The 11,696-nt window shown below is 42.6% G+C and carries 11 protein-coding genes, 2 tRNA genes and 1 riboswitch; of the genes, 1 reads left to right on the top strand and 12 read right to left on the bottom strand.

The window, feature by feature from the left end; genetic code table 11:
- Positions 1–268: 268 nt before the first annotated feature.
- The 11 genes from E7303_RS12425 to E7303_RS12375 form a co-directional block, all read right to left on the bottom strand.
- Positions 269–357, bottom strand: a tRNA-Ser gene (locus E7303_RS12425).
- 54 nt (positions 358–411) lie between these two features.
- Positions 412–497: transfer RNA gene (locus E7303_RS12420), tRNA-Ser, on the bottom strand.
- Between the two features lie 206 nt (positions 498–703).
- Positions 704–1,795, bottom strand: a complete 1,092-nt coding sequence (locus tag E7303_RS12415; RefSeq protein ID WP_292145650.1) for a glycosyltransferase family 4 protein — start codon at positions 1,793–1,795, stop codon at positions 704–706.
- A 15-nt stretch (positions 1,796–1,810) separates the two neighbouring features.
- The gene (ispD, locus tag E7303_RS12410) at positions 1,811–2,527 is read right to left on the bottom strand and encodes a 2-C-methyl-D-erythritol 4-phosphate cytidylyltransferase (protein ID WP_292145649.1); all 717 of its coding nucleotides are present in this window, start codon (positions 2,525–2,527) and stop codon (positions 1,811–1,813) included.
- A 101-nt stretch (positions 2,528–2,628) separates the two neighbouring features.
- Positions 2,629–3,717: a tRNA (adenosine(37)-N6)-threonylcarbamoyltransferase complex transferase subunit TsaD gene (gene tsaD, locus E7303_RS12405; protein ID WP_292145651.1), complete on the bottom strand. Its 1,089-nt coding sequence runs from the start codon at positions 3,715–3,717 to the stop codon at positions 2,629–2,631.
- A gap of 56 nt (positions 3,718–3,773) precedes the next feature.
- A complete protein-coding gene (locus tag E7303_RS12400) occupies positions 3,774–4,664 on the bottom strand; it encodes a ChbG/HpnK family deacetylase (RefSeq protein ID WP_292145648.1) in 891 nt (296 codons plus the stop codon).
- A gap of 19 nt (positions 4,665–4,683) precedes the next feature.
- A complete protein-coding gene (locus E7303_RS12395; protein WP_292145647.1) occupies positions 4,684–5,250 on the bottom strand; it encodes a DUF6715 family protein in 567 nt (188 codons plus the stop codon).
- Positions 5,251–5,275: 25 nt separating this feature from the next.
- The gene (locus tag E7303_RS12390; RefSeq protein WP_292145646.1) at positions 5,276–6,196 is read right to left on the bottom strand and encodes a ribonuclease Z; all 921 of its coding nucleotides are present in this window, start codon (positions 6,194–6,196) and stop codon (positions 5,276–5,278) included.
- Between the two features lie 3 nt (positions 6,197–6,199).
- Positions 6,200–7,411 (bottom strand): tRNA (adenosine(37)-N6)-threonylcarbamoyltransferase complex dimerization subunit type 1 TsaB, encoded by a 1,212-nt coding sequence (gene tsaB / locus E7303_RS12385; RefSeq protein WP_103870263.1) that lies wholly within the window; start codon positions 7,409–7,411, stop codon positions 6,200–6,202.
- A 13-nt stretch (positions 7,412–7,424) separates the two neighbouring features.
- Positions 7,425–7,862 carry a tRNA (adenosine(37)-N6)-threonylcarbamoyltransferase complex ATPase subunit type 1 TsaE gene (tsaE, locus tag E7303_RS12380; protein WP_292145644.1) on the bottom strand — a complete coding sequence of 146 codons (438 nt, stop codon included), beginning with the start codon at positions 7,860–7,862 and terminating at the stop codon, positions 7,425–7,427.
- A 117-nt stretch (positions 7,863–7,979) separates the two neighbouring features.
- Positions 7,980–8,762 carry an ECF transporter S component gene (locus tag E7303_RS12375; RefSeq protein WP_103870262.1) on the bottom strand — a complete coding sequence of 261 codons (783 nt, stop codon included), beginning with the start codon at positions 8,760–8,762 and terminating at the stop codon, positions 7,980–7,982.
- Positions 8,763–8,881: 119 nt separating this feature from the next.
- Positions 8,882–9,009, bottom strand: a riboswitch (FMN riboswitch).
- Between the two features lie 143 nt (positions 9,010–9,152).
- Here E7303_RS12375 and E7303_RS12370 point away from each other — a divergent pair.
- Positions 9,153–10,244, top strand: coding sequence for an HD-GYP domain-containing protein (locus tag E7303_RS12370; protein ID WP_292145642.1), 1,092 nt, complete (start codon positions 9,153–9,155; stop codon positions 10,242–10,244).
- Between the two features lie 77 nt (positions 10,245–10,321).
- Here E7303_RS12370 and E7303_RS12365 read toward each other — a convergent pair whose 3' ends face one another.
- Positions 10,322–11,611, bottom strand: a complete 1,290-nt coding sequence (locus E7303_RS12365) for a UDP-N-acetylglucosamine 1-carboxyvinyltransferase (RefSeq protein ID WP_103870261.1) — start codon at positions 11,609–11,611, stop codon at positions 10,322–10,324.
- Positions 11,612–11,696 lie beyond the last annotated feature (85 nt).

Raw genomic sequence — 11,696 nt, 5'->3', positions numbered from 1 at the left:
TTGGCTTTCGTTCTGTCCGTTATTTACTAAATCTTTGTTCTGAATAAATTCTCTTTTGAGCATTGGTCTTGCGAATTACTTCGTAATTCCCAAGCTTTTGCATTCGCAAAATGTAATCAGTCAATCATAAATCTCATTGAGCAAGCTCATTCGATTTCTGCTTTCCTGATTTCGCAATGCTCATTGCTTTCTGGAATTTTTCAGGGTTGCATTACTGTTTATTTGTCAAGGTGCTGTAATTATGAGCCTTACTAGTTGCATAAGGCAACGCAGAAGGAGGGATTTGAACCCTCGCGCCGCTATTAACGACCTGCACCCTTTCCAGGGGTGTCTCTTCAACCACTTGAGTACTTCTGCAAAATAGTTGATTCACAATAATTATATTATTGTAGCAGCGTGTTCATAATTAAGCGGAGCGAAAGGGATTCGAACCCTTGTGGCGTTGCCGCCAAACGGTTTTCAAGACCGCCTCGTTATGACCGCTTCGATATCGCTCCGAATATTTATTGTTTCTGCGGAAGTTCTTTCGTTCTCGCCGCAGCGCAAGAATTATATTAACAAAGGGCGACCCTTATGTCAAGCGTAATTTGAAACTTTTTTTATTTTTTTCTTTTTTTACGCTTTTTCAAGAATCAACTTCACGCATCGCCATTAAGTACTCTCCCCCAGTTATCTGCCGCAACGCGCTTGTTTACTACCATTTTCACTCTGACATGCATCTTTCATATACATCCAGAAGTTTTTCAATATTTTTTTCTACAGAATAGTATTTTTTTACCTTTTCCTTACCTTTTTTTCCATATTCTTTTGCTTTTTCTTTATCATTTATGAGTTCAAGTAACGCATTTTTTAATGCAAAAGAATCCTTGGCTGGTATCAAAATACCATTTTCACCGTTTTCTATGATGTCAGGTATTCCGCCTACATTACTACCTATAACTGCATCTTCCCTTAGCATCGCTTCTATTATGGTCATTCCAAAGCCTTCGAAATATGATGGAAGGACTAGGATGCCACATTTTTTCAGATACATGTCCTTTCCCTTTTCATCAAGCCATCCAAGATAAGTAATATAGTCAGAACGCTTCCCAAATTCCTCTTTATAAGACTCATCCTCGTATATTCCGCCTATATATAACTTAGCTTCCGGAATCATTACATGTATGCCATCCATAGCCTCCAATAATTCATCAAGACCTTTTTCCCTGCATATTCTTCCAAGAAAAAGAATTTTAGTAAAGTCCTTGTCCGCCAATAATGCATTTGTATTTCCATCCATAGCATATGCAACGCGATTGCTATCGTTTGTCACTATACCATTAGGGAAAACTTCAATTTTTTCACAATCGATGATAGTTGAAAAGAAATCCTTCCAAAATGAAGTAAGTACCAACATTCTGTTTCCCATTGAAAGAATGTCTTTTACATTTTTTCTCTGTCTATCATTCAACTGGTTCTCGTAATAATTAATAAAATCTCCACCATGTTGGTGGAGTACTATCTTCTTTCCATGTTTGTATGCTGTTTTAATAAAAAAAGACTTACGAACAAAGCTTGAATCTGATGAAAAATGAACATGTACAATATCACACCAGCCAAGTTTTGTTAAAAAATCCAAATATGCGCGTCCGGCAACAAGTGCCTTTTTCACCTTACTGCCTTCACGCATGGTGCTAATATATTTAAGTTCAACCTTATCGTCCAAGCCTGCTTTATAAAATTCATTAACTACAGCAGATATCCCGCCATGGACACCTCTGTCAGGTCCGACCATCAATATCTTTTTTCGCATCATTTACCCGTGCCTCGCTCATCCCTTCTTTATCCCATTTAAAATCGCCTCTGCGGCTGGAATATCCTCAGGTGTAGTGATCTTGATATTGTTATAAGAGCCCTCGATGAGCTTAACTTTCTTGTCTGAAAAATACTCAACTACCATGGCATCATCAGTGATGTTGACGCCCTTTGCCATGAGTTCTCCCTCTTCCCTGTCAAGTCGCTGGTAGAGGTCAAGGATCATCTTATAGGAAAAGACCTGTGGCGTCTGGATCATCCATGTCTTTGCCCTGTCAGGGGTTGTCTGCGCAAATCCGTTATCATCAGCGATCTTTATAGTATCTTTTACAGGCATGCCCACTACACAGGCGCCATACTCCTTAACTCCATGAAGAGCGCGCAGAATAATGTCATTATCCACAAAAGGTCTGGCTCCATCGTGGATAAATGCATAGTCGCAATCAGGATCTGCTGCCTGGAGCCCGAGGCGCACGCTGTGATAGCGGTATAATCCACCTTCGACAATTGCCTTAACCTTGTCAAAGCCGAACTTATCTACAATCTCAGTTCTCACGTAGTCAATATCGCCACGGGAGACCACCAGAACTATATCGTCTATAAGGCTCTCTTCAAAAGCCTTTAAAGAGTAGTATATGAGCGGCTTTCCGCCCAGCTCCATGTACTGCTTTTTAACATCACTTTTCATCCTGCTGCCGCTTCCTGCAGCCAGCACCACCGCAACTGTCTTCATTGTCATCTCCTCATGGATGTATATAGATTTTTTCCGCTTTTGCCCGCAAGAAGTCATACTTATTCGCATTTTAACCAAAAAATGCACAGCAGTATGCTTCCTTACTGCCTTCCGTGGAATCTTCTCTCGCGATCTCCAAGTGGAAGGTTTGGAACTGCATTCATATCGAGTCCGAAGCGCACGCCTTTTTTGTATTCATAGTAGGCTGCTGCCCCGATCATTGCTGCATTATCAGTACAAAGAACCGGTGAAGGCCTGTAGAACTTTATATTTTCCCTGGCGCATTCTTTTTCCATGAGCTCACGAAGCCCTGAATTGGACGCAACACCGCCGGCTATAGCGAGCTTGTCATAGCCATATTCCTTGCAGGCCTTAATGGCATGGGAAACCAAAACTTCAACCACTGCCTTCTGGAATGAAGCAGCAACATCAGCCTGGTCAAGCTCCTGGCCCTGCATCTTCGCCTGATTTATGTAATTTAGTACAGATGATTTTAATCCGCTAAAAGAAAAATCGTATTCCGCGTCAGGGATCTGAGCCTGTGGGAATGTAAAGGCATCAGGTTTTCCCTCTTTTGCCGCCTTATCGATCTTGGGGCCGCCGGGGTATCCAAGTCCTATGGCTCTTGCCACTTTATCGAAAGCTTCTCCTGCTGCGTCGTCCCTGGTCTGTCCGATGATCTCGTACTCGCCATAGTCCTTTACAACAACAAGGTGTGAATGACCACCGGAAACCACAAGGCATACAAAAGGCGGCTCAAGGTCTTTATTCTCAATAAAGTTGGCACTGATATGCCCCTCTATGTGATGAACACCGATAAGCGGCTTTCCTGTGGCAAAAGAGATTGCTTTAGCCTCAGAAACGCCCACCAAAAGAGCTCCCACAAGCCCAGGGCCGTAGGTCACTGCAATGGCGTCAATATCTTCCAGAGTCAGATTTGCCTCTGAAAGTGCTGCTCTTATGCAGCCGTTCATCTTTTCGACATGCTTTCTGGATGCGATCTCTGGTACAACTCCGCCGTAGATCGTATGAAGCGCGATCTGGGAAGAAATGATGTTGGAGAGAACTTCTCTGCCGTTTCTCACTACTGCTGCCGCAGTTTCATCACAGCTGCTCTCAATAGCAAGTATAGTCACATCGCCATCTTCCTTCGCAGCAGCCTCACTGTTTTTTCCTTCTTTTATTGACATAAAGATGACGCCGTCATCCTCGACATTTTTATTTATTTCCATATCTTTTCGTACCTTTATCTTTTAAGATTTCCACCAAATTTCTTCAGAGCTTCCGCTTCTTTAAACCTGTTCTCACTTGTGAGGAAATTGTAATCGTCCTTGCTGGTAAGAAGACCTATATCTGTAGAGTTTGATACATCTCCCGGGTGGAAAAGAATTTCCATGCTGCTCTTTCCCCTGTCAGCAAGGATCTCTCCTGCAAAAGGAAGGCAGGCCTTTACATTGTCATAAAACATGTGGCCCGACATCATAACTCCCATAAAGAGCTTATCTTCTACCTTTAAGCTATCCAGCTCATTTCTATATTTTCTCTGATTTCTCGCTGAAAGGAAATTCAGGATAAGCACCTTAAGTACATTTACAAAAGAGATACCGGTAAGCTTTGAAGCAGCCTTTTTGTAAATTGATATTTCTTCCTTTGGAAATCTTATATATGAAACCTGAAGATTCTTTTCCTTTATCACATCCATAACAGCATCAAAAATAACAGGGATCATGTGGTAATGAACATGTCCGTCTATCCTGAAAACACCGTCATTCATGTAAGGTCTGCAGGCTTCGATCTGGGCCTCAACCTCTTTTTTCACCTGTTTAAAATACAGAAGTCGCATTACCGGAACATAGCTCATTACAAGGAGCTTAATAAAGCCGATATTAAAATTCCCCTCAGCATCAATCAGTCTTGATGCCTTATCGCCTGTAAGGGGCTTTCCCTCAACAAAATTGAGATGTACTGTCACAAAGAGATCTTTTCTGATGTCCTCTATGGCATCCATGCACTCCTTGAGATAGGGGCTGTTTGGCATAATACTTATGCCGTTAAGAGCTCCGTTATGATAGCAGTCTATAATATGACGACTCTGTTCCGGAAAAAGACCATAGTCGTCTGCATGATACTCAACCAAAAATATTTCCTCCTAAAACTTAATTCGCTTTTTGTGTCCACCCAAGGATCTTCCACTTGCCGGAATCATCCTGTCTCAAAATAAACATATAGTAAAGGCCCTGGCTTGAGGTGCCCTTTCTAAGGTTAAGATAGCAGTCAACATTGCACATCTTCCTGCCCTCAACCGTCACAACCTCAGGCTCTCTGCTCTGCACCTGGTAAGTAGGAATTGAGTAATCCTCGTCACGCCTTGTCTTTACCTCATTTTTCATGGACTGATAAAAATTGGACTGATTAGCCAAAAGCTCATCATCCATTAACCCCGCTAAAACATCCAGCATCTTCTTTTGCTGATCATCAGTATAGGTTTCCTTGTAGAGCACCTTCATGATGTTGGCGTACATATCCACAACTTTCCTGGGATTGGCAGGATAATCTTTTTCAAGATTAGTTGTTGTGATCTGATCAACCACCGTCAAAGTGTAGTTCTCTTCATTGGACGAGCGATGATTCCTGGTAAAAAGAAGAAAAAGTCCCAGTACAACAAGCGCGCCAAAAACTACCAGTAATACCGACTTGATCACTGCTGATTTTGTGTTTTCCATAGCCCCCTCGCTTTCTTAAGCTCTTTTACTCTTCAAACTTAAGTGTGGCACTTCTGCCGTCTTTTGCTGCCACTACATTTTGGAAAATCTTTTTTGTTTCTGGTAAATATTCTGCCGGATTCACAAGTGAAGGGCTGTAGTGAGTAAGCCACAGCTCTTTTACCCCCGCTTTGGAGGCCATCTTCGCAGCCTCGTAGAAGGTCATATGCTTGTACTCTTTGGCCTTTGCGATCTTATCAGGCTCTCCATACATTCCCTCGCATATGAAAAGATCTGAATCTTTCGCATTCTCCACGATACTGTCCGTAGGACGTGAATCCGTTGTATAAGTTAATTTAAGTCCCTTTCTGGTCTCTCCAAGCACCATATCGGGAGTAAATACTCTTCCATCCTCAAGCTCAATGGTGTTGCCCTTTTGAAGCCTGTTCCAGTACTGCCTGTCTATCCCTGCTGCCGTGGCCGCTTCCACATTAAACTTGCCCTGACGCTTAAGCTCCATGGTGTAGCCATAGCACGTAATATTATGATTAACCTTGAATGCCTTTATGGTAAACTCAGGAAATTCCTCCAGAGAAAACTCTTTTTCATTCTCATTAAGCTCCATAAAGTTGATCTTAAAAGGAAGCTCCGGAGCGATCACACGAAGTGAATTAACCACCTTTTCAAGGCCCTTGGGCCCTACCATCAAAAGAGGCTCCGTGCGCTCTGCATTTCCCATGGTCAAAAGAAGTCCCGGCAGACCGCTGATATGGTCTGCATGGTAATGGGTAAAACAGATCACATCGATGGGCTTTGCGCTGACACCTTTCTTTTTCATGGCAATCTGCGTAGCTTCGCCGGCATCGATCAAAATACATTTTCCGTTATATCTCACAAGAAGTGAAGTGAGAAAACGGTTTGGAAGGGGCATCATTCCGCCGGTTCCAAGTAAACAAACATCTATCATAAATTATTTCCTTTTCCAATAAATAACGGCATCCTCTTTGGGATCCTCGTAAAATCCGGGTCTTTTGCCCTCAGATACAAACCCAAGACGCTCGTAAAGGCCTATGGCAGGGGCATTGCCTGCTCGTACTTCCAAAGTATAGTCACCTATACCAAGTCCGCGACCTCTTTCAAGGAGCTGCCTCATCATCTTGTAGGCAACGCCCTCTCTTCTGGTGTCAGGCGATACTGACACATTGGTTATCTCGCCCTCCCCGGATATATTCTGAACTCCGCAAAGACCCACGATCCTTCCGGCCTTTTCAGCCACAAGATAGATAGTATCGTCACGGGTCATGGCATCAAGAAGCTGCTTTTTAGTCCAGGCTTCTCTGCCAAGGTTCATCTCTTCAAGTTTATAGGCATCATCCACATCTTCAGGAGTCATCTCTCTTACCCTGATGATTCCGGGAGCCTTAGGAGTGTTGTCCTTTTTAGGCGCTGCGCCGCCATTTTCCTTGGCCTCGCGCTCAGCCTGTGAAAGTCTTAAATAGTCAGGTGCAAACTCATCTGCTGTTGTAAATCTGTTCTCTGCAGCATAAACATTGGCAAGGGCACAAAGAGCTGCCGCATTCTGCCTGCTCTGATGGAATGGCGCGATGGAATAAGGAACAGTCAAAAGCCCTTCAAGCTTATCCCTGTACACAGGAACTCCATCTCCCAAAAGAACTACAGGTTTCCCGATTTTGTTGATCTCTTCCGCAATGTTTTCCACAGAGGTTGCAAACTGCTCGTGGATCACCTGCATATCAAAGGTCTGCTCGCGAACCTTTCCCTCCTGTCTGTTTGGCACGAAGGTGTAAAGACCTGTATATACCTGATTTCTTTTGGCATCCATCATAGGACAGATGATTTTCTCAACACCGTAGAGATTATAGGCAATGCCATCAACAGTTGGAATGGCTATTATAGGCTTGTTAAGAGCAAGGGCAAGTCCCTTGGCTGTTGCACTTCCTATCCTTAGTCCCGTAAAAGAGCCTGGGCCCTTAGCCACAGCTATGGCATCGATTGTGGAAAGGTCAAGATGAACCTTTTTACAGATGTCATCAAGCATGGGCATAAGTATCTCTGAGTGTGTAGTTTTGTACTGAATAAGGAACTGTGAAAGAAGCATATCGCCGTCTGAAACAGCTACAGCTCCCACAAGTCCTGATGTATCAATTGCTAATATCTTCATTTATATCTCCGGATCATTTCTTTGTCATTGTAATAAGACGATAATCAAAGCCTTTTTCAAGGTTCTTTTCTATGACAATCTCTGTGTAGTGCTCAGGAAGAATCTCCTCGATCAGATTGGCCCACTCAACGAAGCAGATTCCATCGCCATAAAAATAGTCCTCATAGCCTATCTCATCCATCTCGCTCACGTCGCCAATTCTGTAAACATCGAAATGGTAAAAAGGAATCCTTCCCTCATCGTAAACCTGAAGGATTGTGAAAGTAGGGCTGCTGACAGGTCCCTTTATTCCAAGTCCCGCTGCAACTCCCTGAGTAAGCACAGTTTTACCAACCCCCAGGTCACCGATCAGAGTATAGACCATGCCGGGCGCAGCATTCTCACCGATTCTTTTTCCTATTTCGAAGGTTTCTTTTGCACTATTTGTTTCAAGTCTGGTAACTATATCCATATAAAACCTCACAAATATCACATTCTAAAATATAGTATAGCATATTAGACAAGGCGCAAAAAGAGTCGCACTTTTACATGCGACTCTTAAAACCCTCATATTAAACTGCAGCCACCATCACGCATCAGCTTCAGCTGTTTTCTTTTTAGCAACGAGCATGGGCTCTGCCTTTAAAATAGGACTTATCTGCTTGTAGATAAGGAATGTCACTGCACTGTGAACGATGCCCTTGATAAGGTTAAAAGGTGCCACGCAGAACAGACAGAATGTAAAGAGATTATCAACAAATGGATAAATCTCTGTTCCTGCTTTTAAGATGTTCTCTACGCCGCCAAACATAAGGGCGTAAGCAGGAATCATGAAGAATGCGTTCAGTGCTGCACCGATAAATGCGATGCAAAGTGTAGCGAGAATACATCCGATAAGAGCAGTTTTCCTTGTTCTCTTAAATCTGTAAACGATTGAAGCAACCATTACAAAAGAAGCCCCGATCACGAAGTTAGCTATCTCTCCTACGAAAGCAGAAGTTGTTCCCTGAATGAGAACGTTAAGTGTAACCTTGATGAACTCCACCATAACTCCTGCAAATGGACCGGCAGCAAATCCAACTATAAGAGCCGGAATGTCGCTGAAGTCGAACTTGTAAAAGCTTGGTGCGATTGGAAGCGGAAACTCTATAAGCATCAGCACAAAAGATATTGCTGAGAAAACACCGATGATTGCCATCTTTCTGGGTGTTAAGATTCCCTCCGTTTTTCTTCCTTCCTTCAGATCCTTCTTTGCTGCAATCTTTTCAGCCAGATATGCCAGTGCAAAAGCCAGTACTATAAGAAGCACAAGGCCTATGAATCTGCCTGAATTCCCCGCAATGATCTGAAGTAAATTTTGTTCCTGTTTCATTTTTTCCTCCTTTGGTTCGGGGGAGGAGTCCTACACACGACCTTTAAGTTTGGTAAAAGAACTTTCGAAAAATAAAAAATCCCAAGTAAATATACTTGGGGTACGCAAACTAAAAATCGTGCATTCTTCTCTCATCCAGACTTTACTGTCGGTTTTGGAATCTCACCAAATCAGCCACCTATCAATAGACAAGCAGGTCGCGGACTATACCGCCGGTTGGGAATTACACCCTACCCCGAAGAACTATATTTTTTCTAAATCAAATACTATAATGGTTATAGACATATGTCAAGAGTGTTTGACAATTTAATTTTGCAAAATTATAATTTGACTGTACAATTATCACTAAGAATTATATGAACAAACCCATCCAGAGTCCATGAGGTAGCTATGAAAACAGTAGACAGAAAGAGCCTTAAGCCCGGAATGGTGCTGGCAAAAGATGTCCATGTAAATTCACAAAAAGTTGTTCTTCTGAATAAAGGCGATGTCATCACAAGAAAAGATCTTGCAAAGCTTGCTTTTTATTCTATAGACAAAGTCTGTATTGAAGATAAGATCATAAAGCAGCCTCAGTCAGGTACAGATGACGATTTCGGCACTCTCCCTACCCGTTCAGAAAGGATAAAGGCCTCACTAGAATTTCAGGAATTTAAAAAAGATTTTGAAGAGTGCGCAGACACTTTTGAAAATACAATAAATGACGTTATTCTCAAAAACAAAGAATTTAAGGTTGGGGAGCTCATGGCCCCGATCTACAAACTCCTAAAGAACAATCCAAATACCAACACAGTCTTTGATATGCTCCACAATTTAAGAGAATACGACGATGCAACTTACACCCACAGCATCAATGTTGCTCTCATCTCCAACATCCTCGCCAAATGGCTGAAGATGGATGATACCGAGATAGAAACCGCAACCCAGTCAGGTCTTTTTCATGACATCGGCAAAATAATGATCCCTGAAAAGATCATTAAAAAGCCAGGAAAGCTCACGGCTAAAGAATACGAGGAAATAAAAAAGCATCCACAGATCGGCTATGATGTTCTAAAAGACAAGCCAATCGGCAATCACATAAAAAATGCTGCGCTTATGCACCACGAAAGATGCGATGGCACAGGTTATCCACAGGGACTAAAGGCTCCACAGATCGACCGCTATGCCAAGCTCGTCTCCATAGCAGATGTATACGATGCCATGACCAGTGCCAGATACTACCGTGAACCCCTTTGCCCATTCACTGCAATCGAGCTTTTTGAGGAAAACGGCTTCACAAAATATGATTCTGAAATGATCATGACTTTCTTAAAACATATTGTGGATACCTATATATCAAGCACCGTTAAGCTAAGTACCGGAGAGATAGGCGAGATCATCTTTGTAAATCAGGACAGTCTGTCAAAGCCAACTGTAAAAATAGGCGATGATTATATCGACCTTAGCAAGCGCCAGGGAGTCACTATCGAGAAAATCCTGTAAGAACCATATTTTAAGAATTGCATTTTTACTTAATGCACAAAAAAGGAAAGCCTACAACAGCTTTCCTTTTATATTTGTCATGCATTTTTCAATTTAAATTTCTGCATATCGTAGTCCGAATCAACCTTTTCGATATGTGCTCCCAGCTCGCGAAGCTTTTTATCGAAGTCCTCGTAACCTCTTTCGATATACATTATATCCTCTACGGATGAGAATCCTTCGGCTGTGAGAGCTGCGATAACAAGAGCTGCTCCTGCTCTAAGGTCCGGTGCAGAAACTGTAGCTCCGGTGTACTTATCCACACCCTCGATAATAGCTGTGCTACCCTCAACCTTAATGCAGGCTCCCATTCTGGTGAGCTCATCCACGTACTTAAATCTGTTCTCGAAAATACTCTCTGTTACGATACTGATACCGCTGGCAAGTCCAAGGGCAACCGTGATCTGTGGCTGCATGTCTGTTGGAAATCCAGGATAAGGAAGTGTCTTAACATGAGTGTTGGTAAGACGCTTTGTAGCTACAACTCTGACTGCGTCATCTGACTCATGGATCTGACATCCCATCTCTATAAGTTTCGCACTGATTGATTCCAAGTGTTTAGGAATAACATTTTTTATTGTGATATCACCCTTTGTAGCTGCCGCTGCCATCATAAATGTTCCGGCCTCTATTTGGTCAGGAATGATTGTGTACTCAGTACCATGAAGCTTCTCAACACCCTTGATCCTGATAACATCAGTTCCAGCGCCCTTGATATTGGCACCCATGCTGTTAAGGAAGTTTGCAAAGTCTACTACGTGTGGCTCTTTGGCTGCATTCTCGATAATAGTCTTACCTTCAGCCATTGCTGCTGCCATCATGATATTGATAGTAGCGCCAACGCTTACAACATCCAGGTAAATGTGACTGCCGATCAGCTTGTCTGCGTGAGCATCAATGATGCCATGCTCAATGCTCACCTGTGCCCCAAGAGCTGTAAAGCCCTTGATATGCTGGTCAATAGGTCTAAGGCCGATGTTACAGCCGCTTGGAAGTACAACTCCTGCTTTTTTGTACTTACCAAGAAAAGCACCAAGCAGATAGTAAGAAGCACGTATCTTTTTAATGTAGTCCTCTATAGTAAATGTGTGGACCTGTGAAGCATTAATTTTTACTGAATGTCTGCCGGTTCTCTCTACAAAAGCTCCGGTAGAGCTTATGGCCTGAAGCATCGCATTGGTATCTGACTCGTCAGGCATATTGTCTATATAGACAGTTTCGTCCGTCATTGTAGCTGCAGCCAAAATAGCCAGCGCAGCGTTTTTAGCGCCACCTATTTCAACTTCACCTACAAGAGGAACTCCACCTTTTATTACATATTTTTCCATAGGAATCCCATCCCATATAACCTAATTTTAAAAAAATAACTCATTTGCCAAATTATATTAATAGCACAATATGATATATGTGTCA

The organism is Butyrivibrio sp. (assembly GCF_015056685.1).
GTDB lineage: Bacteria > Bacillota > Clostridia > Lachnospirales > Lachnospiraceae > Butyrivibrio.
The sequence above is the reverse complement of the archived record's forward strand: the minus strand, read 5'-3'. Positions and strand labels throughout refer to the sequence as shown.